Raw genomic sequence first — 23,573 nt, forward strand, 5'->3', positions numbered from 1 at the left:
ACACGGTGTAACCGTGTCGTTCATGCAACACAACGTTTTGCCGGCAACCATGCCTCCCGCCCCGCCAAACCGCCCGAGATGGTTGATCCCCTGCCCGCTTGTGCCTAGACGACGGCGCAAATCCCCTCTCGCAGGAAGCGCATATGGCCAAGATTCAGGTGAAGAACCCGATCGTCGAGATCGACGGCGACGAGATGACGCGGATCATCTGGGAATGGATCCGCGAGCGCCTGATCAAGCCGTATCTCGACATCGAGCTCGATTATTACGATCTCGGCATCGAGAATCGCGACGCGACCGAGGACCGGGTGACGGTCGACGCCGCCAAGGCGACGCAGAAGCACGGCGTCGCGGTCAAGTGCGCGACGATCACCCCCGACGAGCAACGCGTCGAGGAATTCGGCCTCAAGAAGATGTGGAAGTCGCCCAACGGCACGATCCGCAACATCCTGGGCGGGACGATCTTCCGCGAACCCATCGTGATCAAGAACGTCCCCCGCCTGATCCCGGGCTGGACGCATCCGATCGTCGTCGGCCGTCACGCCTTCGGCGACCAATATCGCGCGACCGACTTCCTCGTCCCCGGCCCCGGCAAGCTGCGCCTCGTCTTCGAGGGCGTCGACGGCCAGACGATCGACCGCGAAGTCTTCGATTTCCCCAGCTCCGGCGTTGCGATGGCGATGTACAATCTGGACGATTCGATCCGCGATTTCGCCCGCGCCTCGATGCATTACGGCCTCAACCTCAAGTGGCCGGTGTATCTCAGCACCAAGAACACGATCCTCAAGGCCTATGACGGCCGCTTCAAGGACCTGTTCGCCGAGGTGTTCGAGGCAGAGTTCAAGGACAAGTTCAAGGAAGCGGGCATCGTCTACGAGCATCGCCTGATCGACGACATGGTCGCCTCGGCGTTGAAGTGGAACGGCGAGTTCGTCTGGGCCTGCAAGAACTACGACGGCGACGTCCAGTCGGACCAGGTCGCGCAAGGGTTCGGGTCGCTCGGCCTGATGACCTCGGTCCTGCTGACGCCGGACGGCAAGACGGTCGAGGCGGAGGCCGCGCACGGCACCGTCACGCGCCATTATCGCCAGCATGAGCAGGGCAAGGCGACCAGCACCAACCCTATCGCGTCGATCTTCGCATGGACCGGCGGCCTGAAGTATCGCGGCAAGTTCGACGATACGCCCGAGGTGACCAAGTTCGCCGAGACGCTGGAGCGGTGCTGCATCGAGTGCGTGGAAAACGGCCAGATGACCAAGGATCTCGCGATCCTGATCGGGCCGCACCAGCCGTGGATGACCACCGAGCAATTCTTCGAGGCGGTGCGCGCCAACCTCGAGCAGAAGATGGCGAACTGGGGCTGATCGCCTTCGCCTGAGACGATCGGGGGCTCGGACGCTTAAGCGTCCGGGCCCTTTTTCGTGAGACCCGCGACGAACAGGGCGAGCGCGGCGCGGGCGGCGTCAGGCTCGGGCGGCAGCCGGCGGTCGAGCGCGAGCGTCGCGAAACCGTGGACCAGCGCCCAGGCGGCCATCGTCGCGGCCGCGGCCCTATCTGGGCAGAGCGTCGCGACGCGCGCGGCGAGCACACCATAAGCGTCGCCCTCGGCCGCGCAGTCGGGGCTGACGTGCACGGCGGCGGCGATCGCGTCGGTGAACATCAGCCGGAACAGTGCGGGATGCGCCTGCGCGAAGCCGACATAGGCCAGACCCTGTTCGACCAGCGCCTGTTCGGGCGCGACGGCGCCACCCCGTTCATCGGCGGCGACGAGCAGGCCATGCAGCGTCGCGAAGCCTTCCGCCGCCACCGCGCCGAGCAGCGCATTCCTGTCCGGAAAATGGCGATAAGGCGCCATCGCTGATACCCCCGCCGCCCTCGCGACGGCGCGGAGCGAGGGATCGTGCTCGCCCGCGTCGAGCAGCCGCATCGCATGATCGACGAGCGTCTGGCGGAGCGAAGGTGCGGTGGTCATAGGCTGTTTACACTGTAAGCACTGGATGGTAGCTTACGGTGTAAACAAGGAGGCCGAATGGTGCAAACGGATGGACGAACCGCGACGGCGCGCGCGACGGTGGACCTGTCGGGCTATCCCGATCTGGTGATGGTGCTGCTCGGATTCCGGGTTGGCAGCCTGCGGGGACTGCCCGCGCTGATGCGGATCGGCCGCGGCCTCGCCACGATCGGGCGTTCGCCGCCCGAGGGATTGCTGGGCAATGACGGCATGATGTTCGGCTGGAACCACGTCGGCATCCGCCATTATTGGCGTGATCTCGACAGCCTCGGCCGGTTCACCCGCTCGGCGCCGCACAGCGGCTGGTGGCGGGACTTCCTCGCGGATCGCCACGGCTGCGGGTTCTGGCATGAGGCGTATAGCGCCAAAGGGGGAATCGAGGCGATCTACGTGGGGATCGACGATCCGGTCGGGCTGGGGGCTTTCGCACCGGCACGGCGACCGGAGGGGCCGTTCCTGTCGAGCCGCGATCGATTGATGGCGGATGCACGGGAACGGCGGGACGTCGCGGCCTGACCCCCATCCATCGTCCCGGCGCATGCCGGGACGATGGCGGAAGAGATTATTCGTTGTCGTTGACGCTGCCCTGCCCTTCGCCGTGATTGCCGTAACCGGCGCCCGATTCCTCGGTGTCGGTATTCTCGGTCGGCGCGAGCGGATCGATATTGTGGTCGTTCTTGTCCTGGTCTTCGGTGCGGTCGGGGTCGGTCATCGTCTGTCCTTCTGCAACACGGCGTCCGGGACCAACCGACGGTCGGCCCGGTCGTTCCCGGCAATGGCGCGCGATCGCAACCGTCCTGATCTCGATCAGCCGGCGCGGCGATAGACGGTGACGCCGAGGTCGCGGGCGATCACGCGATAGTGACGCGCGAGCGTGCGGCGGACGAGGATCACGACCGGCCGGCGGCGGTTGCGAGGGATGTCGCCGATCGCGATCACCGGCGGGCGGGCGGCGAGGATGCGGGCGACCTCCTGCGTCGGGTCGACGCCGATCGCGTGCGCCTCGCTGGCTTCGACGAGGTGGAACGGAAACGGGTACCTCGTCGGCAGGCAGGCGTGCGTCGCGTCGTAGAGCACCGGCGGGGCCTGGACGAGGAACGGGCAGCCCTGCCCGCGGGCGCGATCGATGATCCCGGCGAGCGCGGTGAGGCGCCGGCGCGTGTCGGCGGTCTCGCCGCGATGCGGATACCCGCTGAACAGCAGCAGCGCGGCCGCCGCGGCGGCGGCGAGCGCCTGCATCGCGCGCCGATCGAGCGCGATCGCGGCGGCGACCGCGATCGGGACGAGCAGCGGCAGCGCATAATGATTGAAATAGGGCGGGACGAGCAGCCAGCCGATCACCGCCGCGGCGAGCCAGCCGGTCAGGAACCGGTCGGGTCGCAAAACCAGCCCGCGCACCGCGAGCCCGGCGGGGACGAGCAGCACGATCGCGACGCCGGCGAGCCGCGCCGCGACCGGATCGCCGGGAGTCGCCTGCCGCAGGAAGATCGATTCGACGTTGGCGAACCACCAGGCCTCGCCATGGCCGAGTGCGGCATAGGTCGCGGCGGCGGCGATCGTCGGGAGCAGCGCGGTGATGGCGTAGAGCGTTGCCGCTGCGGCGAGACGCGCCGGGCTGCGATGGCGCTGCCAGACGGCCACGAGCAGCGCGATGCCGAGGAACCCGCCTTCGAAGACCGCGGTCGGCTTGATCTGCAACGCGATCCCGGCGAGCAGCATCGCCGGGATCGCGGCGCGGCGGTGGCCGGCGATCGTGTCGCGGGTCAGCAGCGCCGCCACGACGATGGCGAGATCGTAGAAGACCGGCGATTGCCCGCCGCGGCCACCGAGCAGCTCCAGCCAGACGAGGTAGAGCAGGCCCGCGGCGAGTGCGCCACCGGCACCGGCATGGCGGCGCGCCATCGTCGCGATCAGGCCGGCGGTGGCCGCCGCGGCGGCGAGCGCGAGCACATGATAGGCGACGACGGGATCGCCGGGCAGGCCGCGCGCGGCGGCGGCGATCAGGAACAGGCCGATCGGCTTGCGGTCCCAGATGTCGACATAGGGGATCGCCCCGTCCCACATCCGCTGGCCGACGAGCAGGTACATCTGTTCGTCGACGTCGACGAGCGGGTTGCCGATATCGGGCAGCCGCAACGCCACCGCGGCGAGGATCAGGATCAGCCAGGAAAGCCGGTGCGTCATGCGGCGCCCGTCATGGCGCCAGGAGGGTTAGCGGCGCGCTAACGCCGTTCAGAACAGCTCGCCCTGCGGCCCGGCGGGCGGCCGGAACAGGTCGGTGCGCAGCGGCCGGCCGCGGTTGCCGAGGCCGTGCTTGCGGCAGGCGATACGAAAGCGGGTGCGCATCAGCTCCGCCCAGGGGCCGGCACCCTGCATGCGCGTGAAGAAATCGGGATCGTTGTCGCGGCCGCCGCGCAGCGACTGAATGATGCTCATCACCTTGCCGGCGCGATCGGGGAAATGTTCGTCGAGCCACGCCCGGAACAGCGGCGCGACCTCGTGCGGCAGGCGGACGGGGATGAAGAAACAGGATGTCGCGCCCGCTTCCGCGGCGCGCTCGACCAGATGCTCCAGCTCGTGATCGGTGATCGACGGGATCACCGGCGCGATCGAGACATAGACGGGCACGCCGGCATCGGCGAGCATTCGCACCGCGCGCAGCCGCCGTTCGGGATGCGGCGCGCGCGGCTCGATCGTCGCGGCGATCTTCGGGTCCAGCGAGGTGATCGACATCGCGACGCCGGCCAGTTCCTCGGCCGCCATCGCCGAAAGCAGGTCGATATCGCGCGTCACCCGATCGGACTTGGTGGTGATGGTGAGCGGGTGGCGCGTCTCGGCGAGCAATTCGATGATGCCGCGGGTGATCCGCCAGTCGCGCTCGATCGGCTGATAGGGGTCGGTGTTGGTGCCGAGCGCGATCGGCGCGACGGCATAGCCGGGCTTGCGGAGTTCAGCGCGGAGCAGCGCGGCGGCCTGCGGCTTGGCGAACAGCCGCGTTTCGAAATCGAGGCCGGGGGACAGATCGTGATAGGCATGCGTCGGCCGCGCGAAGCAATAGATGCAGCCGTGCTCGCAGCCGCGATAGGGGTTGATCGAGCGATCGAAGAACACGTCGGGCGAGCTGTTGCGGGTGATGATCGTGCGCGGCTGTTCGACGGTGACGCTGGTGCGCAGCGGCGCGGCGGCGCCGTCGATATCCGCGCGGGCGTCGAGCCAGTCGCCATCCGCCTCGACCTGCGGCAGGTTGAAGCGGTGGCTCGCGGTGTTGACCGTAGCGCCGCGGACGGCACGTTTGACATGGGGCTTTGCCATTGCACGGGGCTAGGCCGGTGTGTAGAACATAGCAAGAACGTTGATGGGAGCGATACGATGGCGCGGTTGAACTATCTCGAACTGCCGGTGGCCGATACGGCGCGGGCAAAGGCCTTCTACGGCGCGGCGTTCGCCTGGGGGTTCAGCGATTTCGGGCCGAGCTATGCGGCGACGACGAGCGGGGATACCGACATCGGGTTCCAGGCCGATCCGGCGCAACAGACCGCGGCGGCGCTCCCGGTGATCAAGGTGGCGGATGTCGATGCGGCGCTCGCCGCGGTCGAGGCGGCCGGCGGGCGGGTGACGATGCCCGTGTTCGCCTTTCCCGGCGGGCGGCGGTTCCACTTCGCCGATCCCGATGGACACGAGCTGGCGGTGATGCAGGTGGACGCGGGCTAATTTCGTTTCTTGACGGACCCGGTGAGCCACTGTCCGTCATGCCGGGCTTGTTCCGGGGTGACGGGTGGTTCGGAGTGACGTCGTGCGCTTTCCGCCGGTGAGCCGGCGCCGGCCTACAGCCGCTGGCCGATCACCGTTCCGTCAACCGCGGCATCAGCTCGACGAAGTTGCAGGGGCGGTGGCGGCTGTCGAGCTGGTCCTGCAGGATGCCGTCCCAGCCGTCCTTCACCGCGCCGATCGAGCCGGGCAGCGCGAAGATATAGGTGCCGCGGGCGACACAGGCGCAGGCGCGCGACTGGACCGTGCTGGTGCCGATCTTGGCGTAGCTGAGATAGCGGAACAACTCGCCGAAGCCGGGGATCATCTTGGTCGCGACGCGCTCGACCGCCTCGGGCGTGACGTCGCGGCCGGTGACGCCGGTGCCGCCGGTGGTGACGACGCAATCGACGCTCTCGTCGTCGATCCAACGGTGGAGCTGCGCGACGATCGCGTCGGTATCGTCGCGCAGGATGACGCGGTCGGCGAGGACGTGGCCCGCCGCCGCGATCCGCGCGACGAGCGTGTCGCCCGAGCGATCCTCGGCGAGCCCGCGCGTGTCGGAAACGGTGAGCACCGCGATGTTGACGGGGCGGAAAGCGAGGCTGGTGTCGATCGACATGGCTCAGCCCACCGAGCGCAATTGCGAAGCGACGCGGTCGAGCGCGACGTCGCTGACGCCGGGGATCGCCTGGATCGTCTCGACCAATTCCATGTCGAGCAGGAAGTCGCGGCCGAGCAGCACCGTCGCCTCGCCCTCCTCCACCGGAATGCGCGCGCGCACCTCGCCGCGCGCACCGCGGTGATGCGCGAGCAACGCCGACAGCGCCGCAAAGGCGGTGGCGTGCGCGACCTTCGCCTCGATCGTGAAGCGCGCGATCGACGCCAGCCCCTCGAACGGCTGGATGCGCTTGACCGAGACGCGCGGCGTCTCCTCGCCGGGGCGACGGTCGAGCTCGACGGTGATGAGGCCGCAGCCGCCGCAACGCGCGGCGTCCTCCAGTTCGGCGGCGACCGAATCATCGAAGCAGGTGGCGACGAACTGGCCGCTCGCATCCGACAGCGTCGCCATCATATAGCGCTTGCCCCGTGCCGAGGTACGCCAGCGGGCGTCCTCGACCAGCACCGCCATCGTCGCACCGGCGCGGGTGCCGTCCTCGGGGATGTTGAGCTCGGTCAGCGCGACATATTGGCGCGCGCCGTGCATCTTGGCGAGATGGGTGTGGCGATCGACCGGATGCGCCGAGAAATAGAAGCCGAACGCCTCCTTCTCCTGCTCCATCGCATCGGCCATCGACCAGCGCGCGCCCGCCGGCAGCTTGATCGCGTCGCCGGCGACATCCTCGGCGCCGAACAGGCCGTGCTGGCCGCTGGTCTTGCCCTCGTGCGTGCGCGCGGCGACGGCGAGGATCGTCTCGGCGACGGCGTGGATGCCGGCGCGGTTGGCGTCGAAACTGTCGAACGTGCCGCTGGCGGCGAGCGTTTCGAGCTGGCGCTTGTTGATGAGGCGCGGATCGACGCGGGTGGCGAGATCGTCGATGCTCTTGAACGGGCCGTTGGCGCTACGCTCGACGACGAGCTTCTCCATCGCCCCCTCGCCCACCGATTTCAGCGCGGCGAGCGCGTAGCGGACCGCGAGGCCGCCGTCCTCGGTCGCCTCGACGTCGAACTCGGCATCGCTCTTGTTGATATCGGGGCCGCAGATCGTCACGCCCAGCCGGCGCATGTCGTCGACGAAGATGCAAAGCTTGTCGGTCTGCGCCATGTCGTAGCACATCGACGCGGCGTAGAATTCCTCCGGGTGATGCGCCTTCAGCCACGCGGTCTGATAGGCGAGCAGCGCGTAGGCCGCGGCGTGGCTCTTGTTGAAGCCATAGCCGGCGAATTTGTCGATCAAGTCGAACAATTCGTTCGCCTTTGCCTTGGCGATGCCGTTCACCTTGGCGCAGCCCTCGACGAAGATCGCGCGCTGGGCGTCCATCTCCGCCTTGATCTTCTTGCCCATCGCGCGACGCAGCAGATCGGCGCCGCCGAGCGAGAAGCCGGCGAGGATCTGCGCCGCCTGCATCACCTGTTCCTGATAGACGAAGATGCCGTAGGTCTCGGACAGGATCGGTTCGAGCAGGTCGTGCGGGTAGACGATCGGCTCGGTGCCCTGCTTGCGGCGGCCGAAGCTCGGGATATTGTCCATCGGGCCGGGGCGGTAAAGCGAGACGAGCGCGATGATGTCGCCGAAATTGGTCGGGCGCACGGCGCTGAGCGTGCGGCGCATCCCCTCCGACTCGAGCTGGAACACGCCGACCGTGTCGCCCTTCTGGAGCAATTTGTAGACCGCCTCGTCGTCCCACAGCAATGCGTCGAGATCGATCGAAATGCCGCGCTTGGCGAGGAGTTGCACGGCCTTCTTGAGCACCGACAGCGTCTTGAGGCCGAGGAAGTCGAACTTCACGAGGCCGGCGCCCTCGACGTACTTCATGTCGAACTGGGTGACGGGCATGTCCGAACGCGGGTCGCGGTAGAGCGGCACCAGCTGCGCGAGCGGCCGGTCGCCGATCACCACGCCGGCGGCGTGCGTCGAGGAGTGCCGCGGCAAGCCTTCGAGCTTGGTGGCGAGATCGAGCAGGCGGCGGACCTGATTGTCGTTCGAATATTCCTTGGCAAGCTCGGGCACGCCGTTGAGCGCGCGCTTGAGGTCCCACGGGTCGGTCGGGTGGTTGGGGACCAGCTTGGCGAGGCGATCGACCTGGCCATAGCTCATCTGGAGGACGCGGCCGGTGTCCTTGAGCACCGCGCGCGCCTTCAGCTTACCGAAGGTGATGATCTGCGCGACCTGATCGCGGCCGTATTTCTCCTGCACGTAGCGGATGACCTCGCCACGCCGGGTTTCGCAGAAATCGATGTCGAAGTCGGGCATCGAGACGCGTTCCGGGTTGAGGAAGCGTTCGAACAGCAGGCCCAATTTCATCGGATCGAGATCGGTGATGGTCAGCGCCCAGGCGACGACCGAGCCGGCGCCCGAACCGCGCCCCGGCCCCACGGGAATGTCGTGATCCTTCGCCCATTTGATGAAGTCGCCGACGATCAGGAAATAGCCGGGGAACCCCATCTGGACGATGACGTCGACCTCGAAGGCGAGCCGCGCGCGATAGGCGTCGCGCCAATTGGGGTCGTCGGCGGGCTGGGTGCCGAGCTGTTCGATCCGGTCGAGCCGCTTCTCCAGCCCCGCCGCCGCCTCGGCGCGCAGCATCGCCGCCTCGCCCTCGCGATCGCCGGCAAGGCTGGGCAAGATCGGCTTGCGATAGGGCGCCATCACCGCGCAGCGCTGCGCAACGACCAGCGTATTGTCGATCGCCTCGGGCAGGTCGGCGAACAATTGCCGCATCGTCTCGGCGGGCTTGAGCCATGCGTCCGGGCAGGAGCGGATGCGATCCTCGCTCTCGACATAGGTCGAATGCGCGATGCACAGCATCGCGTCATGCGCGTCGAGGAAGGCGCTGTCCGAGAAACAGCAGGGGTTGGTCGCGACAAGCGGCAGATCGCGGTCGTACGCGAAGTCGATCAGCGCCTGTTCGGCCGCCTCCTCGATCGCGTCGCTGCGGCGGGCCAGCTCGATGTAGAGGCGATCGGGGAACAGCGCCTGCAACCGGTCGAGATAGGCGGCGGCGCGGGCCGGCTGGTCCTCGTGGATCAGCCGGGCGAGCGCACCCTCGCCGCCCGCGGTCAGCGCGATCAGGCCGTCGGTCCGCCCCTCCAGCGCGGCGAAATCGACGTGCGCGGGCAGTTCGATCGGCCGTTCGAGATGCGCGAGGCTGACCAGCGCGCACAGATTGTCATAGCCCGTCGAATCCTGCGCATAGAGCGCGATCCAGTCGAGCGGCACGACGACGCCGTCGGGCATGTCCGGCCGCGCGACGCACAGCATCGTACCGATCACCGGCTGGACGCCGTCCTTCTTGGCGGCATCCGAAAAGGCCATCGCCGCATACAGGCCGTTGCGATCGGTCAGGCCGGCGGCGGGAAAGCGCATCGCCTTCGCCTGTTTGGCGATCGCCTTGGGCTCGATCGCCCCGTCGAGCATCGTGTAGGACGAGAAAATGCGGAGCGGTACGAAACCGGAATGAGCCATTGCCGGGACTTAGTCCCTCCGCCGTGATTCGAACAGGGCGGCGCGAGGAACCGGTCGTGGATAACTCCGTTTCGGCAGGGCAACGGAGGATACGTCGATGTCGGACAGGACTGCTTTCACCAATCCGCTCACGCCGGACTCGGCCGGCGCCGGCTGGGGCTGGATCCTCGCTTATGGCGTGTTGTCGATCGTGCTCGGCGTGCTCGCCTTCCTCAATCCGTTCGCGGCGACCTATGCCGCGACGTTGGTGATCGGGGCGTTCTTCATCGCGGCCGGACTGGTGTCGATCGCCGCCGGTTTCGCCGGCAGGGGGCATGAGGGGCGCGGCTATGCGATCGGTTTCGGCATCCTGTCGCTGGTCATCGGCCTGCTGATGGCCTTCGCGCCCGCCACGGCGGCGATCTCGCTGACGCTGCTGGTGGCGATCTGGCTCGGCATCCGCGGTGCGCTGGAGATCGGGCTGGGCGCGCGGTTCAAGCGCGGGCGGGGGCTGATGATCGTGCTCGGCGTGGTCAACATCCTGCTCGCGATCTACGTGCTGGCGACGCTGCCGTGGTCGGCGCTGACGCTGCCGGGGTTCATCCTCGGGATCAGCTTCCTGCTGGGTGGCGTCGCGTCGGTGGCGTCGGCGCTCAACCACAAGACCGGGGCGAAAGCCTTCGCCGCGCCGGAGGTGTGAACGGTCCTCTCGCGCAAGACCCGTACCCCGGCCGAAGCCGGGGTACTTGAAATTGTAGCGTTAGAGCAATGCTTCTATATCCCCGGCGATCTCTTCGGGCTTGGTCGTCGGTGCGTAGCGGCGGACGACCTTCCCCTCGCGGTTCACCAGAAACTTGGTGAAATTCCACTTGATCGCCTTCGACCCCAACAGCCCCGGCGCCTCGGCCTTAAGCCGCACGAACAGGGGATCGGCCCCTGCCCCGTTGACGTCGACCTTGGCGAACACCGGAAAGGTCACGCCATAGGTCAGCGAGCAGAAACTGGCGATCTCGGCGGCGTCGCCCGGCTCCTGCGCACCGAATTGATTGCAGGGGAAGCCGAGCACCTCGAAACCGCTGTCGGCGAAGCGCCGATGCAGCTTCTCAAGCCCCTCATATTGCGGCGTGAAGCCGCATTTCGATGCGGTGTTGACGATCAGCAGCACCTGCCCCGCCCAACGATCGAGCGATGCGGCGGCGCCGTCGGCACCGGTGACGGTGAAGTCGGTGATCGCGGTCATGCATGCCTCGCCAGCAGGAAGTGGAGGTTCTGCTTCACGCCCGGCCATTCGCGGTCGAGGATCGAATAGACGACGGTGTCGCGCAACCGGCCGTCGGCCATCCGCTGATGCCCGCGCAGCACGCCGTCCTTCGTCGCGCCGAGCCGCTCGATCGCCGTCTGGCTGCGCTTGTTGAGCGAATCGGTGCGGATCTGCACGCACTGGCAATCCAAAGCCTCGAACGCATGCGTGAGCAGCAGCAGCTTGGCCTCGGTGTTGACGCCGGTGCGCTGCACCGCCTTGGCGTAGAAGGTGCCGCCGAGCTCGAGCCGGCGATGCCCAGGCGCCATCCGCATATAGCGCGTGGTGCCGATCACCTGCCCCGCCGGATCGCATACCGCGAACAGGAGCGCGCGGCCGTAATCGGCTTGCGCGAACGACGTCTCGATCCAGCGATCCGCATTCTTGAGCTGCGCGACATTGGCGTAGAACGTGTCCCACAGATCGTCCGCCGCGGCCGCGGCGACCAGCGCATCCCGGTCGGCGCGCACCAGCGGCCGCAGCGTGACGTGACGCCCGATCAGCGTCGGCGTCTCGCGCCAGAGCGTCACGTCAGCACGCCCTCGTGCAGGCGGACGACGCGGTCCATCCGCTGCGCCAGCCGCTCGTTATGCGTCGCGATCAGCGCCGCCGACCCCTCGCCGCGGACCAGCCGCAGCAGTTCGGCGAGCACCACGTCGGCGGTATGTTCGTCGAGATTGCCGGTCGGCTCGTCGGCGAGCACCAGGGCCGGCCGGTTGGCGAGCGCACGCGCGACCGCGACGCGCTGCTGCTCGCCGCCGGAGAGCTGGCTCGGCCGGTGGGTCAGGCGATGGCCGAGGCCGAGCGCGGTGAGCAACGCCACCGCACGATCGTCGGCGGGCTTGCGCTCGGCGCCGTGGACGAGTTGCGGCAGCACGACATTCTCGGTCGCGTTGAAGTCGGGCAGCAGATGGTGGAACTGGTAGACGAAGCCCAGGCGGTCGCGGCGCATGATCGTGCGGCCATGCGCGTCGAGCTTCGCCGCCTCCTCGCCGCCGATCATGATCGAGCCCTGGAAGCCGCCTTCGAGCAGGCCGACCGCTTGCAGCAGCGTCGACTTGCCCGACCCCGACGGCCCGACGAGCGCGACGATCTCGCCCGGCGCGACCGACAGATCGACGCCGCGCAGGACGTGGATCGTCTCCTCGCCCTGGCGGAAGCTGCGGGTCAGGCCGGTGGTGCGGAGGACGTCATTCATAGCGCAGCACCTGTACCGGATCGGTGCTCGCCGCCTTCCACGCCGGATAGAGCGTGGCGAGGAAGCTGAACACCAGCGCCATCAGCGCGATGATGACGATCTCGACCGGATCGGGCTTTGACGGCAATTCGGTGAGATAGCGGATCGACGGGTCCCACAGGTTCTGCCCGGTGACGAGCTGGACGAGGTTCACCACCGCCTGCCGGTAGAACAGGAAGACGAAGCCGAGCGCCAGTCCGGCGAGCGTGCCGAGCGCGCCGATCGTGGTGCCGACGACCATGAAGATGCGCATCAATCCGACCCGCGTCGCGCCCATCGTCCGCAATATCGCGATGTCGCGCGTCTTGGCGCGGACCAGCATGATCAGCGACGACAGGATGTTGAACACCGCGACGAGGATGATGATCGACAGCACGGTGAACATCGCGACCCGCTCGACCTCCAGCGCCTGGAACAGCTGCGCGTTCATGCTGCGCCAGTCGGCGATCACCGCGCCGCCGCGCAGCTTGTCCGCGAGCGGGGCGAGGATCGGCGCGACCTTGTCGGGATCGACCGTCTGCAACTCGATCTGGCTGACGTTGTCGCCGAGCAGCAGCAGCGTCTGCGCATCCTCGATCGGCATGATCACATACGCCTTGTCGTAATCGTACAGCCCGATCTCGAAAATGGCGCCGACCGTATAGTTCACGATGCGCGGCACGGTGCCGAACGGCGTCGCCTGCCCCTGCGGATTGAACAGCGAGATTTCGCTGCCCACCTGCGCGCCGAGCGCCTCGGCCAGCCGCGAACCGATCGCGATGCGGCCGGTGCCCGGTGCGATGCCGGCGAGCGTCCCCATGACGAGCTTGTCGCCGATCACGGGCTTGACGTCGGCCATGCGGACGCCGCGGACCAGCACGCCTTCGGCGCGGCCGTTATAGGTCGCGGCGAGCGGCTGTTCGACCATCGGCGTCGCGGAGGTGACGCCAGGCGTCCGGCGCGCCTCGGCGACGATCTCGCGCCAGTCGGGCAGGCGGCCGCCGACGCCCTGGATGACGGCATGGCCATTTAGCCCGACGATCTTGTCGAACAGTTCGGCGCGGAAGCCGTTCATCACGCTCATCACGATGACGAGCGCGGCGACGCCGAGCATCACCGCGACGAGGCTGATCGAGGCGACTAGGAAGATGAACGCCTCGCCCTTGCCCGGGAGCAGGTAGCGCCGGGCGATCATCCGTTCGTAGCGTGAGAGGAGCATGGCCGGACCTCTAGGTGACGTGCGAGTCACAAGCAACAAATGTTGCGGATTCGACACAGGTTTCGGGCAATCGATTCCGGCCTCTCACATAGCCGGTGACAAAGCCGGCAGTGCTGCCTAGCAAAGACTTACTGAGACACAGGCAACGGCCGTGGTTCGGGGAAGAGTGGAACGGCAGCGCAGCGAAACAACGCGCGATCGTCGGGAAACGACCTAAGGGGGCTGACGGGTTTTCTCGTCACGCAGGCGCCCGGATCGGCAACGGTCCGGGCGTTTGCTTGTCCGCCGCAGATTTAGACCAGAGTAGCCGGGCAGAGGGAGGGAGCTTCCAGGTCGCGCCCCCTGTCCGGCGATCCTGTTTATTGCCGAACAATCCTGAACCGGGTCATAACGCGGACCGAAATATCTGCGATTCCGGACCGAATCCGGTTTGGGCGGCGCGCTTGGCTTCTTCGTCATCCCGACGAAAGTCGGGACCCATGGTCGCGATGACGGCAACGGTATGCGCCACCATTCATCGTCGTAATGTAAGTCCTCCCCCGCCAGGGGGAGGAATTGTCATCGTGCACGAGTTGAATGTCGATCGGCCTAGAACCGCTTCGACACGGTGGCTCCATACGTCCGCGGATCGCCCGGCTGGCCGACAACCAGACCGGTGTTGCCCGACTGGGTCGACAGCAATTCGAAGTAATTCTGGTCGAACACGTTGCGAACCCAGCCGAAGACGTTGAAATCGTCCTTGCGATAACCGGCGCGAACGTTGGAGATCGAATAACCCTCGATCCACGTATAGGCAGACGGCGACGGGTTGGACGAGAAACGCGACCGGTAATTGCCGTCATAGCCGACATAGACCTCGCCGCCCGAGCCATCGACGGGGAGGTTATATTCGCCGCCGTAGGAGAAGGACCATTTCGAGATGCCCGGCAGGCGCTGGCCGGAGATGTCGCATTGCGCCGGGCTGTACGAGGGTTGAGTCGAACTTCCGGCCTGACCGGCGGGGCTTGCCGGATTGGTCAGGCTCGCGGCGCTGCCGCCGGACAGTTCTGGCGGGCATGGCGCGTTCTTGAAGTCGACATATGTGGCGTCGGTAAAGGCGCCGCTGACGTACAGGTTGAGCCGCTTGCTCGGGCGGAAGCTGGTATCGAATTCCACCCCGCGCGACCGCACCTTGCCAGCGTTGGCGAGATAGCCGCGGATCACGTTGATCGCATTGTTGTTCACCGTCGCCTGATAATCGGAGACGTCGGTCCAGAAGCCGGCGAGGTTAAGCGTCAGGCGGCGATCGAGGAACTGCGTCTTGAGGCCGATCTCGTAATTGTTGACCTTCTCGGGCTTCACCGTCTGCGTGGAGAGGTCGACGCCGGTGCTGGTCGAGTTGAGCGGCAGCCCCGACAGGTTGATGCCGCCCGACTTGAAGCTGCGCGCATAGGTCGCGTAGCCATGGATCTCGGGCGCGAAATCATAGGATACGGTGACGTCGCCCGACGTATTCCACGCGCTGAACCGCGGGCTGTAGCGCTGCGGCGCGAGCGTGTTGATCTGGTTCTGGAACGTCGTGCGTGCCGCGGTGGTGGGCTGCGCGGCGAGCAGCGCCGCGACGTTGTCGGCCGTGGCGGTGAAATTATACTGGCTGTTGGCGATACTCACGACCGATTCGTAGAAGCCCGACTTGCGGTCGTAATTGACGCGCAGGCCGGGCTGGATGTGCAGCGCATCGGTAAGCGCCCAGTTGAGCTTGCCGAACACCGCGAAGCTGGTGTTGTCGAACGTGATCGTGTTGGTTGAGGTCAGGCCGTTGAGCACGTTGGGATTGTTGGCGTCGGTTCCCGACAGCAGGAAGCGGCTCGCCGCCGGCCCCTGCACCTGCGAGCCCTGGGTATCGATCGTCTGGTGGAACAGGAAGGCGCCGACGGTATAATCGAGCCGGTTGGTGCCGTTCGAAGCGAGGCGCAGCTCCTGCGACACCTGCTTCTGCTGCGAAGGATTCTGCGACACGGTGGTGATCGGTAGGCCGGTGAAGTCGCGATCGTTCTGCGGCTGCCAGTCCCAATAGCGCCAGGCGCTGACCGAGGTCAGCGTCGCCGGGCCGAGGTCCCAATCGGCGACGAGCGAGGCGCCGCCCACCTCCTGGCGCGAGTTGATCGCGGCATCCAGATCGGTGCGGCGGTCGAACGGATCGCGGCTGGGCGGTGCGTAATTGAGCGCGGCGGCCAGCGCGTCATATTGGCGTGCGATCGGCCGCTGCGTCGTGCCGACCCGCGCATAATATTGCACGCAGCATTCCGGGTTCTGGACGTTGAAGTCGCCCGACAACGTGAAATGCAGCGAGTCGGTGGCGTTCCACAGCAATTGCCCGCGCAACCCCAGGTTGCGCTGGCGGTGCAGGTCCTGCTGCGAGGTGACGTCGTAGATCGTGCCCTTGCGCGTCGTCGCCGAACTCGACAGCCGCAGCGCGACCGTGTCCGACAACGGGCCAGATATCGATGCCTTGCCCTGGACGAAGTCGTAATTGCCGACGCTGATCTCGGCGCGCCCTTCCGGCGTGAAGCTCGGCGGGCGGGTGGTGACGTTGAGCGCGCCGGCGGTGGTGTTCTTGCCATAGAGCGTACCCTGCGGTCCGCGGAGCACCTCGACCCGGTCGACGTCGACGAAGTCGAACGTCGAGGCGCCGATCCGGCCGATATAGACGCCGTCGACATAGAAGCCGACGCCCTGTTCGATCCCGTCGTTGGTCAGGCCGAACGGCGCGCCCAAGCCGCGGATGTTGATCGCCGAATTGCGCGGGTTGCTCGAGAAGAATTGCAGCGAGGGCTGCTGCTGTTGCAGCCGGTTGACGTTGAACGCGCCGGTCCGGTCGATTTCGGCGCCGCCGACCACCGACATGGCGATCGGCACGCGCTGCACCGATTCGGCCCGGCGGCGCGCGGTGACGAGGATGTCGCCGCTGCCCGGCGCCGCCGCGGCCGGCCGGGCACCTTCGCTCGCCCCGGCGGGCGCCGTCGCCGGTGCGGCATCGTCCTGCGCCGCGACGGGTGCGGCGGCGGCAGCGGCGGTCTGGCCGGCGAGAAGAAGGGCGAGCGTGAGCGACATGCGGTTTCCCTGATGTGATTTTGACTGCAAACTCCACTGCTTCAGGGGATGTTCAAAGATGGAGATGCTTCGCGGCGGCAAAGCGGGGCTTCGGCGCAGACGCGAAAAATTACCAAACGGGGTGGCGGACGCCCTCTTGAACCGGGATCGGCGCGAACCGAAATCCCCGCTGCACGGCGCCGATTGTTGGGCCGTGTACCGGCATCGCACGTCCGTGGATGCCGTCGTTCAACTCGCTTCTCGCGGAGGATTTGACATGCGACTCGACCTGACCCCCTATCGCCGCTCGACCATCGGTTTTGACCGTCTGTTCGACATGCTGGAAACCAACGCGCGCGCCGCCACCGCGGAGAATTACCCGCCCTTCAACCTCGAACGCCTCGCCGAGGATCGCTATCGCATCACGCTCGCGGTCGCCGGCTTCTCGCGCGACGAGATCGAGATCACCGCGCAGCAGAACCTGCTGCTGGTCTCCGGCAAGAAGGACGACAAGGCGGGCAACGCCAATTTCCTGCACGTCGGCATCGCCAATCGCAGCTTCGAACGCCGCTTTGAACTCGCCGATTTCGTCTTCGTCGAGGATGCCCGTCTCAGCGACGGCCTGCTCGTCATCGACCTGGTCCGCGAAGTGCCCGAGGCGATGAAGCCCAAGACGATCGCGATCAAGACCGGCGCACCGCTCGCCGCGGTCGAGAACACGCCGGACGTGGCCGAAGCCGCCTAACCGGTCGGGGCGTCCGGGCCGATCGGTCCGGGCGCCTTATTAGATCAGGCCGATGTGCCCTTCGCAGCACGACGATCGGTGCTGGCGACATGATCGCGCAGCACGCGGTTGATCTCCGTTTGATAACCCGCTCCGACCGCGTGATCCTTGAACCAGGCGACGATATCGGCGTCGAGCCGCAAAGTTACCGGCTGCTTGACCGGCCGGTAAAGGCCGGGGCGGACTGCATCGCGCCACGCCGCCGCGGGCGCCTCCGGAATGTCCGCGGTGTCGATCGTCTCGTCCGCCAGAGCCGCGAGCTGCTCGGCTTCGCGCTGCAAGGCAGGATCAAGTCGCGTCCTCTTCATATCGCCTCCTCTCATGGCGCGTCGCACGGCGCGCGCCGATGATCCGCACCCGGTCTGCGTCCTCCCCATCGGGATACATATGGACGACGACCAGCAAGACGACATGACCCACCATGCCGATTGCATGATACCGACGCTCCCCGTCGGCCACGCGATCGGGCACGATGACATGCAGCGGGTCGTCCCAGACCGCCTGCGCCAGCGCGAACGACACGCCATGTTTGGCGGCGTTCGCCGTCGCCTTGGCCGGGTCGAACTCGAAGACCGTCATGCCGTACCAGAATGTACGTACACAACGGCAATCGTCAAGGTCAGACCAGCCGGCTCTTGGTCAGCGCCGCCTGGATGAAGCTGGCGAACAGCGGGTGGGGATCGAACGGCTTGCTCTTCAGCTCCGGGTGGAACTGGACGCCGACGAACCATGGGTGATCGGGCCGCTCGACGATTTCGGGCAGCGTGCCGTCGGGCGACATGCCGCTGAACACCAGCCCACCCTTTTCAAGCGCGTCCTTATAGCCGGTGTTGACCTCGTAGCGGTGGCGATGGCGCTCGTGGATCACCGTGTCGCCATAGATCGACGCGACGACGCTGTTGCCGTCGAGCGCCGCCTCATAGGCGCCGAGCCGCATCGTGCCGCCCATGTCGCCCTGCTCCTCGCGCTTCTCCAGCCCGTCGCGACCCATCCATTCGGTGATCAGGCCGACCACCGGCTCGTCGGTCGGGCCGAATTCGGTCGACGAGGCACCGGCGATGCCGGCGAGGTCGCGCGCGCCCTCGACACAGGCCATCTGCATGCCGAAGCAGATGCCAAAATAAGGGATCTCGCGCTCGCGGGCGAATCTGACCGACTTGATCTTGCCCTCCGCGCCGCGCTCGCCGAACGCGCCGGGGACGAGGATCGCGTCGCACGGTTCGAGCTGGCTGACGATCTCGCTGTCGTCATTCTCGAAGATCTCGGCATCGATCCAGCGGACGTTGACCTTGACCCGGTTGGCGATGCCGCCGTGCACCAGCGCCTCGTTGAGCGACTTGTAGGCGTCCTGCAGGCCGACGTACTTGCCGACGACGCCGACGGTCACCTCGCCCTCGGGGTTGGTGAGCCGGTCCATGATGTCGGTCCAGCGGCTGAGGTCGGGTGCCGAGGACGGCGTGATGCCAAAGGCGCGCAGCACCTCCGAATCGAGGCCCTCGCCGTGATATTGCAGCGGCACCGCATAGATGCTCTTGGCGTCCAGCGCCGGGATGACCGCGCTTTCCGGCACGTTGCAGAACAGCGCGATCTTGGCGCGTTCCGACGGCGGCAGCGGATGTTCGCAGCGGCAGACCAGCACGTCGGGCTGCACGCCCAATGCGGCAAGCTCGCGCACGGAATGCTGCGTCGGCTTGGTCTTCAGCTCGCCGGCGGCGGCGATATAGGGGACGAGCGTGACGTGGATGCTGATCGCATTGCCGCGGCCGACCTCGTTCTTGAGCTGGCGAATCGCCTCGATGAACGGCAGCGACTCGATGTCGCCGACGGTGCCGCCGATCTCGCAGAGCACGAAATCGAGATCGTCCGTCTCGGCGCGGGCGAACGCCTTGATCGCGTCGGTGACATGCGGGATCACCTGCACCGTCGCGCCGAGATAATCGCCGCGCCGCTCACGCTCGATGATCGTCTTGTAGATGCGCCCCGAGGTGACGTTGTCCGACTGACGCGAGGCGACGCCGGTGAACCGCTCGTAATGGCCGAGGTCGAGATCGGTCTCCGCACCGTCGTCGGTGACGTAGACCTCGCCGTGCTGATACGGGCTCATCGTGCCGGGATCGACGTTGAGATAGGGATCGAATTTGCGAATCCGGACGCGGTAGCCGCGCGCCTGGAGCAAAGCTGCGAGAGAGGCCGCCATGAGGCCTTTGCCGAGCGACGAGACCACGCCGCCGGTGATGAAGATGTACCGCGCCATGGGAGAAATCGCCTAGCGTGTTATGGGGTCGAACGACAAGAGCGCGCGGGTCGACCCCGCGCGCGATTCACGATGAACGGATCAGCGGCTTAGCGCTGGAGCGGCACCGCGGCATTGTCCGCGGGGGCGTTGGGCACCGCATCCTGGGCGGGCGCGGGTGCCGGTGCCGCCGCCGGGGGCGTGCGGGCGAGCGAGGTGTCGATCGTCTGCGTCTGGCGGTGCGCCGCGATGAAGGCGAGCGCGATCGACATGCCGACGAACACCGTCGCGAGGATCGAGGTCATCCGGGTGAGGAAGTCCGCCGCGCCGCGTGCCGACATCAGCCCCGACGGGCTGCCACCCATGCCGAGACCGCCACCCTCCGACCGCTGCATCAGGATCACCGTCACGAGCGCCGCGGCGATGATGGCATGAACGACGAGGAGGAAGGTGAACATCTATGGTCCCGGAAACTCGGATGAAGGCGCGCACATAGGCGAGGGTCGCCAAACGATCAACCGTGCCGGTGCGGCGGCCGCGATGGCATGCGGGAGGATCGCCCGCCGTGTCGCATTTCCAGGCCCCGTCGCCGACCCTGCCGTCCTTCCGCAGACATACCCGGACGACTTATTCACCCTGCCCGTCCGTTTACCGGAAACCTGCACCGTGCGGGGGCGTTATGACCGCGAAACAAAGCCCCGAAAATGGCGCAGAAACGGATATTTGATCGTGGGAACTGCCGCGCAATCACTCGCGACGTGGATGACGGCCCTGGTGGATTACGTGCGGTCGGGCGAACCCGATCTCACCAACCGGCAGATGGCGCTGCTCCTCCTCGTCTACCTCAATCCCGGCCCGCATACCGTCCGCGGTTTGGCCCGGGCGCTCAACGTATCGAAGCCCGTCGTCACGCGCGCCTTGAACAGGCTGGGTGCGCTCGGCTATCTGCGCCGGCAACGCGACGACAGCGACAAGCGCAACATCTTCGTCGCGCGTACTTCCGAAGGGGCAGAGTTTCTTGAAGAGTTCGGGCAATTCCTTGGCGAAGGCGACGCCAGGTCGCTCCAGCCAGCCCTCGCGTAGGGCGTTCGCGCTCACCGGCCCGTCGGTCACGCTCGATCCCCGGACGCATGCGGTGCGCGGCGATCTGGCCGACGTCCGCCTCGCCGAACAGGTATTCGCGCCGCATTATGCCGCGCCAATGGCGGCGGTCGCGCTGCGCGACGCCGGCGTTTTCGCCGATCGCAACCTGAGCGAGCCGATCGCGTCGCTCGCCGCGGGCGACGTGTTCGAGGTACTCGAACTCGCCGGTCGCCATGCCTGGGGCCGCGCGATCGGCCTCGACCTGGTCGGCTATGTCGACCGCGCCATCCTCGACAAGGCGAGCGCAGCATGAGCGTCACCGTGTTCATCGACGGTGCCGTCGGCACCACCGGTATCGATATCCGCGAGCGGCTGAGCGGCCGCACCGACATCACCGTCGTCACGCTCGACGATTCGCGCCGCAAGGACGCCGACGCGCGCGCCGAGGCGCTCAACGACGCCGATATCGCGATCCTCTGCCTCCCCGACGAGGCGGCGCGCGAGGCGGCGGCGCTGGTCCGCAGCGGCACGACGCGGCTGATCGACGCTTCGTCGGCGCATCGCGTCGCCGAGGGCTGGACTTACGGCTTCCCCGAGCTGGCCGAGGGGCAGGCAGAGCGGATCGCCGCGGCGCGCTTCGTGTCCAATCCCGGCTGCTATCCCACCGCCTTCCTCGCATTGGTCGCGCCGCTGGTGCGGGCGGGGCTGATCCCCGCCGACTGGCCGCTGACCTATAATGCGGTGTCGGGCTATTCGGGTGGCGGCAAGGCGATGATCGCGGAATTCGAGGGCGGCGGGGTCGATACGGCGTTGCGCGCCTATGCGCTGACGCTGGCGCACAAGCATCTGCCGGAGATGCGCGCGCATGCCGGCCTCACTTACCCGCCGGTGTTCGCGCCGGCGGTGGCGCGGCTCAACCGCGGCATGCTCGGCGAGGTGCCGCTCGCGCTGGCACAACTCCCCGGCCGGCCGAGCCTCGCCGCGATCGAGCAGACGCTCGCCGCGGCTTATGCCGACAGCGCGCTGATCTCGATCGCGAGCGGCGATGTCGCCGCGGTGACGATCGAGGAGAATAGCGGCACCGATCGCATGACCTTGCGCGTCTGCGGCAATGCCGACAGCGGGCAGGTGCGGCTGATCGCCACGCTCGACAATCTCGGCAAGGGCGCCGGTGGCGCCGCCGTGCAGAATCTCAACATCATGGCCGGGCTCGATCCCCTGGCCGGCCTGATCGTTTAACAGAAGGACCGTCATGCAGCGCAATCCCGTCGGCAAGCTGCTCCTGTTCGGAGCGACCGGTGACCTCGCCCAGCGCATGCTGTGGCCGTCGCTGTACGGATTGCACGCCGACGGGCTGCTCCCCGAGGCGTTGACGATCGTCGGCTCGGCCCGCGGCGACCAGAATGACGACGCCTTCCGCGCCTTCGTGCAGAAGGCGCTCGGCCAGTTCCTCGCCGCCGACCGCAAGGACGACGACAAGATCGCCAGCTTCCTCGAACGCCTGTTCTTCCAGCCCGCCGATCTCTCCGATCCGGCGAGCTTCGCCGGCCTCGCCGAAAAGATCGGCGATGTGTCGGGCGGGCTCGCCATCTATCTGTCCACCGCGCCGTCGTTGTTCGAGCCGGCGGTCAAGGGCCTCGAAAGCGTCGGCCTCGCCGGCGAGACGGTGCGAATCGGGCTGGAGAAGCCGCTCGGCTACGACCTCGCGTCGAGCCGCGAGATCAACGACACTGTCGCCTCCGCCTTTCCCGAGGAGCGGACCTTCCGCATCGACCATTATCTCGGCAAGGAGACGGTCCAGAACATCCTCGCATTGCGCTTCGGCAATTCGTTCTTCGAACCGGTGTGGAACGCGCAAGGGATCGACAACGTCCAGATCACCATCGCCGAGACGGTCGGGCTGGAAGATCGCGCCGGCTATTACGAGGGCGCGGGCGCGCTGCGTGACATGGTCGCCAACCATATGCTCCAGCTCGTCGCGCTGATCGCGATGGAGCCCCCTGCCCTCTACGACGGTGCCGCGATCCGCGACGAAAAGGCCAAGGTGTTCCGCTCGTTGCGCAAGATCGCGCCCGAGGACGTGCCGGTCTGCACCGTTACCGGCCAGTATGAGGAGGGCGCGGTCGGCGGCAAGGTCGTCAAGGGCTATGACGACGAACTGGGCTATGACAGCAACGTCGAGACCTTCGTCGCGATCAAGGCGCATATCGACAATTGGCGCTGGCAGGGCGTGCCCTTCTACCTGCGCACCGGCAAGCGGATGGCCAAGCGGCGCAGCGAGATCGCGATCCAGTTCAAGCCGGTGCCGCATTCGATGTTCTCGGGCCGCGGCGGCATCCTCCAACCCAATACGCTGGTGATCCGGTTGCAGCCGGAGGAATATGTCCAGCTTTTGGTGATGGCGAAGGAGCCGGGGCTCGACCGTGAGGGCATCCGCCTGCGCGAGGTGCCGCTCAATCTCAGCATGGACGCCGAATTCGCCGGGTCGCGCCGCCGCATCGCCTATGAACGGCTGCTGCTTGACCTCATCGAGGGCGACCAGACGCTGTTCGTCCGGCGCGACGAGGTCGAGGCGCAATGGACGTGGATCGACGCGATCCGCGCCGGCTGGGACGCCAACCAGACCAAGCCCAAACATTATGCCGCCGGCACCTGGGGCCCCGCCGGTGCGATCGCGCTGACCGAGCGCGACGGCGTCACGTGGCAGGACGATTGAGGGGTTAGGCTGACCGCCGCCCCGTCACCCCGGGCTTGACCCGGGGTCCCGCTATTGGCGGACCGCAGAAGAAGCGGGACCCCGGGT

General features: G+C 67.0%; 24 protein-coding genes. 9 read left to right on the forward strand and 15 right to left on the reverse strand.

The window, feature by feature from the left end; all coding sequences use genetic code 11:
• Positions 1-143: 143 nt before the first annotated feature.
• Positions 144-1,364: an NADP-dependent isocitrate dehydrogenase gene (locus tag SFC76_RS11035; RefSeq protein ID WP_322849524.1), complete on the forward strand. Its 1,221-nt coding sequence runs from the start codon at positions 144-146 to the stop codon at positions 1,362-1,364.
• A 35-nt stretch (positions 1,365-1,399) separates the two neighbouring features.
• Here SFC76_RS11035 and SFC76_RS11040 read toward each other — a convergent pair whose 3' ends face one another.
• A complete protein-coding gene (locus SFC76_RS11040; protein WP_322849525.1) occupies positions 1,400-1,972 on the reverse strand; it encodes a TetR/AcrR family transcriptional regulator in 573 nt (190 codons plus the stop codon).
• Between the two features lie 57 nt (positions 1,973-2,029).
• On the opposite strand from SFC76_RS11040, the gene SFC76_RS11045 reads away from it, so the two are divergent.
• Positions 2,030-2,527 carry a monooxygenase family protein gene (locus tag SFC76_RS11045; RefSeq protein WP_322849526.1) on the forward strand — a complete coding sequence of 166 codons (498 nt, stop codon included), beginning with the start codon at positions 2,030-2,032 and terminating at the stop codon, positions 2,525-2,527.
• 46 nt (positions 2,528-2,573) lie between these two features.
• Here SFC76_RS11045 and SFC76_RS11050 read toward each other — a convergent pair whose 3' ends face one another.
• The 3 genes from SFC76_RS11050 to SFC76_RS11060 all read right to left on the reverse strand — a co-directional run bounded on the left by SFC76_RS11050 (position 2,574) and on the right by SFC76_RS11060 (position 5,323).
• Complete coding sequence (locus tag SFC76_RS11050) at positions 2,574-2,723, reverse strand: hypothetical protein (RefSeq protein ID WP_322849527.1); 150 nt, start codon at positions 2,721-2,723, stop codon at positions 2,574-2,576.
• A gap of 95 nt (positions 2,724-2,818) precedes the next feature.
• A complete protein-coding gene (locus tag SFC76_RS11055; protein ID WP_322849528.1) occupies positions 2,819-4,195 on the reverse strand; it encodes a hypothetical protein in 1,377 nt (458 codons plus the stop codon).
• Between the two features lie 48 nt (positions 4,196-4,243).
• Positions 4,244-5,323, reverse strand: a complete 1,080-nt coding sequence (locus SFC76_RS11060; protein ID WP_322849529.1) for a PA0069 family radical SAM protein — start codon at positions 5,321-5,323, stop codon at positions 4,244-4,246.
• 57 nt (positions 5,324-5,380) lie between these two features.
• On the opposite strand from SFC76_RS11060, the gene SFC76_RS11065 reads away from it, so the two are divergent.
• Positions 5,381-5,722, forward strand: coding sequence for a VOC family protein (locus tag SFC76_RS11065; protein ID WP_322849530.1), 342 nt, complete (start codon positions 5,381-5,383; stop codon positions 5,720-5,722).
• 130 nt (positions 5,723-5,852) lie between these two features.
• Here SFC76_RS11065 and moaB read toward each other — a convergent pair whose 3' ends face one another.
• The gene (gene moaB / locus SFC76_RS11070; protein ID WP_322849531.1) at positions 5,853-6,380 is read right to left on the reverse strand and encodes a molybdenum cofactor biosynthesis protein B; all 528 of its coding nucleotides are present in this window, start codon (positions 6,378-6,380) and stop codon (positions 5,853-5,855) included.
• A 3-nt stretch (positions 6,381-6,383) separates the two neighbouring features.
• Positions 6,384-9,884 carry a DNA polymerase III subunit alpha gene (gene dnaE, locus SFC76_RS11075; RefSeq protein ID WP_322849532.1) on the reverse strand — a complete coding sequence of 1,167 codons (3,501 nt, stop codon included), beginning with the start codon at positions 9,882-9,884 and terminating at the stop codon, positions 6,384-6,386.
• A 97-nt stretch (positions 9,885-9,981) separates the two neighbouring features.
• Between dnaE and SFC76_RS11080 the strand changes: the two genes are divergently transcribed.
• Positions 9,982-10,563, forward strand: a complete 582-nt coding sequence (locus SFC76_RS11080; RefSeq protein ID WP_322849533.1) for an HdeD family acid-resistance protein — start codon at positions 9,982-9,984, stop codon at positions 10,561-10,563.
• Positions 10,564-10,623: 60 nt separating this feature from the next.
• Here SFC76_RS11080 and SFC76_RS11085 read toward each other — a convergent pair whose 3' ends face one another.
• From SFC76_RS11085 to SFC76_RS11105, 5 genes are all read right to left on the reverse strand, one after another.
• Positions 10,624-11,103, reverse strand: coding sequence for a glutathione peroxidase (locus tag SFC76_RS11085; RefSeq protein ID WP_322849534.1), 480 nt, complete (start codon positions 11,101-11,103; stop codon positions 10,624-10,626).
• Positions 11,100-11,693, reverse strand: coding sequence for a GNAT family protein (locus tag SFC76_RS11090; protein WP_322849535.1), 594 nt, complete (start codon positions 11,691-11,693; stop codon positions 11,100-11,102). The genes SFC76_RS11085 and SFC76_RS11090 overlap by 4 nt, the downstream gene beginning before the upstream one ends.
• The gene (locus SFC76_RS11095; RefSeq protein WP_322849536.1) at positions 11,690-12,361 is read right to left on the reverse strand and encodes an ABC transporter ATP-binding protein; all 672 of its coding nucleotides are present in this window, start codon (positions 12,359-12,361) and stop codon (positions 11,690-11,692) included. Before SFC76_RS11095 ends, SFC76_RS11090 begins: the two co-directional genes overlap by 4 nt.
• Positions 12,354-13,598, reverse strand: coding sequence for a lipoprotein-releasing ABC transporter permease subunit (locus SFC76_RS11100; RefSeq protein ID WP_322849537.1), 1,245 nt, complete (start codon positions 13,596-13,598; stop codon positions 12,354-12,356). The genes SFC76_RS11095 and SFC76_RS11100 overlap by 8 nt, the downstream gene beginning before the upstream one ends.
• A 588-nt stretch (positions 13,599-14,186) precedes the next feature.
• Positions 14,187-16,691, reverse strand: coding sequence for a TonB-dependent receptor (locus SFC76_RS11105; protein ID WP_322849538.1), 2,505 nt, complete (start codon positions 16,689-16,691; stop codon positions 14,187-14,189).
• 256 nt (positions 16,692-16,947) lie between these two features.
• On the opposite strand from SFC76_RS11105, the gene SFC76_RS11110 reads away from it, so the two are divergent.
• Entirely contained in the window at positions 16,948-17,415 is a 468-nt protein-coding gene (locus SFC76_RS11110; RefSeq protein ID WP_322849539.1) for an Hsp20 family protein, read from the forward strand.
• A 44-nt stretch (positions 17,416-17,459) separates the two neighbouring features.
• Here the strand turns inward: SFC76_RS11110 and SFC76_RS11115 are convergent, their stop codons facing one another.
• From SFC76_RS11115 to secG, 4 genes are all read right to left on the reverse strand, one after another.
• Positions 17,460-17,762 carry a BrnA antitoxin family protein gene (locus tag SFC76_RS11115; RefSeq protein ID WP_322849540.1) on the reverse strand — a complete coding sequence of 101 codons (303 nt, stop codon included), beginning with the start codon at positions 17,760-17,762 and terminating at the stop codon, positions 17,460-17,462.
• Positions 17,743-18,033: a BrnT family toxin gene (locus SFC76_RS11120; protein WP_322849541.1), complete on the reverse strand. Its 291-nt coding sequence runs from the start codon at positions 18,031-18,033 to the stop codon at positions 17,743-17,745. Before SFC76_RS11120 ends, SFC76_RS11115 begins: the two co-directional genes overlap by 20 nt.
• A 40-nt stretch (positions 18,034-18,073) precedes the next feature.
• Positions 18,074-19,708 carry a CTP synthase gene (locus SFC76_RS11125; protein WP_322849542.1) on the reverse strand — a complete coding sequence of 545 codons (1,635 nt, stop codon included), beginning with the start codon at positions 19,706-19,708 and terminating at the stop codon, positions 18,074-18,076.
• Between the two features lie 89 nt (positions 19,709-19,797).
• Positions 19,798-20,145, reverse strand: coding sequence for a preprotein translocase subunit SecG (secG, locus tag SFC76_RS11130; protein ID WP_322849543.1), 348 nt, complete (start codon positions 20,143-20,145; stop codon positions 19,798-19,800).
• Positions 20,146-20,449: 304 nt separating this feature from the next.
• Between secG and SFC76_RS11135 the strand changes: the two genes are divergently transcribed.
• Genes SFC76_RS11135 through zwf form a run of 4 tightly spaced genes read left to right on the forward strand, consistent with a single transcriptional unit; the run spans position 20,450 to position 23,486 of the window.
• On the forward strand, positions 20,450-20,770 hold the full coding sequence (locus SFC76_RS11135) for a MarR family transcriptional regulator (protein ID WP_163958881.1): 321 nt from the start codon (positions 20,450-20,452) through the stop codon (positions 20,768-20,770).
• A 52-nt stretch (positions 20,771-20,822) separates the two neighbouring features.
• Positions 20,823-21,083 carry an SH3 domain-containing protein gene (locus SFC76_RS11140; RefSeq protein ID WP_322849544.1) on the forward strand — a complete coding sequence of 87 codons (261 nt, stop codon included), beginning with the start codon at positions 20,823-20,825 and terminating at the stop codon, positions 21,081-21,083.
• Complete coding sequence (gene argC / locus SFC76_RS11145; protein ID WP_322849545.1) at positions 21,080-22,009, forward strand: N-acetyl-gamma-glutamyl-phosphate reductase; 930 nt, start codon at positions 21,080-21,082, stop codon at positions 22,007-22,009. The genes SFC76_RS11140 and argC overlap by 4 nt, the downstream gene beginning before the upstream one ends.
• Positions 22,010-22,022: 13 nt before the next feature.
• The gene (gene zwf / locus SFC76_RS11150) at positions 22,023-23,486 is read left to right on the forward strand and encodes a glucose-6-phosphate dehydrogenase (RefSeq protein ID WP_322849546.1); all 1,464 of its coding nucleotides are present in this window, start codon (positions 22,023-22,025) and stop codon (positions 23,484-23,486) included.
• The last annotated feature ends 87 nt before the right edge of the window (positions 23,487-23,573 follow it).

This window comes from Sphingomonas sp. CD22 (assembly GCF_034556155.1).
In the GTDB taxonomy this organism is placed as follows: domain Bacteria; phylum Pseudomonadota; class Alphaproteobacteria; order Sphingomonadales; family Sphingomonadaceae; genus Sphingomonas.

What these genes read in the sequence shown, in the direction of transcription:
- SFC76_RS11035 (WP_322849524.1), top strand. Translation starts at nt 144, where the DNA reads ATGGCCAAGATTCAGGTGAAGAACCCGATCGTCGAGATCGACGGCGAC.
- SFC76_RS11040 (WP_322849525.1), bottom strand. Translation starts at nt 1,972, where the DNA reads ATGACCACCGCACCTTCGCTCCGCCAGACGCTCGTCGATCATGCGATG.
- SFC76_RS11045 (WP_322849526.1), top strand. Translation starts at nt 2,030, where the DNA reads ATGGTGCAAACGGATGGACGAACCGCGACGGCGCGCGCGACGGTGGAC.
- SFC76_RS11050 (WP_322849527.1), bottom strand. Translation starts at nt 2,723, where the DNA reads ATGACCGACCCCGACCGCACCGAAGACCAGGACAAGAACGACCACAAT.
- SFC76_RS11055 (WP_322849528.1), bottom strand. Translation starts at nt 4,195, where the DNA reads ATGACGCACCGGCTTTCCTGGCTGATCCTGATCCTCGCCGCGGTGGCG.
- SFC76_RS11060 (WP_322849529.1), bottom strand. Translation starts at nt 5,323, where the DNA reads ATGGCAAAGCCCCATGTCAAACGTGCCGTCCGCGGCGCTACGGTCAAC.
- SFC76_RS11065 (WP_322849530.1), top strand. Translation starts at nt 5,381, where the DNA reads ATGGCGCGGTTGAACTATCTCGAACTGCCGGTGGCCGATACGGCGCGG.
- moaB (WP_322849531.1), bottom strand. Translation starts at nt 6,380, where the DNA reads ATGTCGATCGACACCAGCCTCGCTTTCCGCCCCGTCAACATCGCGGTG.
- dnaE (WP_322849532.1), bottom strand. Translation starts at nt 9,884, where the DNA reads ATGGCTCATTCCGGTTTCGTACCGCTCCGCATTTTCTCGTCCTACACG.
- SFC76_RS11080 (WP_322849533.1), top strand. Translation starts at nt 9,982, where the DNA reads ATGTCGGACAGGACTGCTTTCACCAATCCGCTCACGCCGGACTCGGCC.
- SFC76_RS11085 (WP_322849534.1), bottom strand. Translation starts at nt 11,103, where the DNA reads ATGACCGCGATCACCGACTTCACCGTCACCGGTGCCGACGGCGCCGCC.
- SFC76_RS11095 (WP_322849536.1), bottom strand. Translation starts at nt 12,361, where the DNA reads ATGAATGACGTCCTCCGCACCACCGGCCTGACCCGCAGCTTCCGCCAG.
- SFC76_RS11100 (WP_322849537.1), bottom strand. Translation starts at nt 13,598, where the DNA reads ATGCTCCTCTCACGCTACGAACGGATGATCGCCCGGCGCTACCTGCTC.
- SFC76_RS11105 (WP_322849538.1), bottom strand. Translation starts at nt 16,691, where the DNA reads ATGTCGCTCACGCTCGCCCTTCTTCTCGCCGGCCAGACCGCCGCTGCC.
- SFC76_RS11110 (WP_322849539.1), top strand. Translation starts at nt 16,948, where the DNA reads ATGCGACTCGACCTGACCCCCTATCGCCGCTCGACCATCGGTTTTGAC.
- SFC76_RS11115 (WP_322849540.1), bottom strand. Translation starts at nt 17,762, where the DNA reads ATGAAGAGGACGCGACTTGATCCTGCCTTGCAGCGCGAAGCCGAGCAG.
- SFC76_RS11120 (WP_322849541.1), bottom strand. Translation starts at nt 18,033, where the DNA reads ATGACGGTCTTCGAGTTCGACCCGGCCAAGGCGACGGCGAACGCCGCC.
- SFC76_RS11125 (WP_322849542.1), bottom strand. Translation starts at nt 19,708, where the DNA reads ATGGCGCGGTACATCTTCATCACCGGCGGCGTGGTCTCGTCGCTCGGC.
- secG (WP_322849543.1), bottom strand. Translation starts at nt 20,145, where the DNA reads ATGTTCACCTTCCTCCTCGTCGTTCATGCCATCATCGCCGCGGCGCTC.
- SFC76_RS11135 (WP_163958881.1), top strand. Translation starts at nt 20,450, where the DNA reads ATGACGGCCCTGGTGGATTACGTGCGGTCGGGCGAACCCGATCTCACC.
- argC (WP_322849545.1), top strand. Translation starts at nt 21,080, where the DNA reads ATGAGCGTCACCGTGTTCATCGACGGTGCCGTCGGCACCACCGGTATC.
- zwf (WP_322849546.1), top strand. Translation starts at nt 22,023, where the DNA reads ATGCAGCGCAATCCCGTCGGCAAGCTGCTCCTGTTCGGAGCGACCGGT.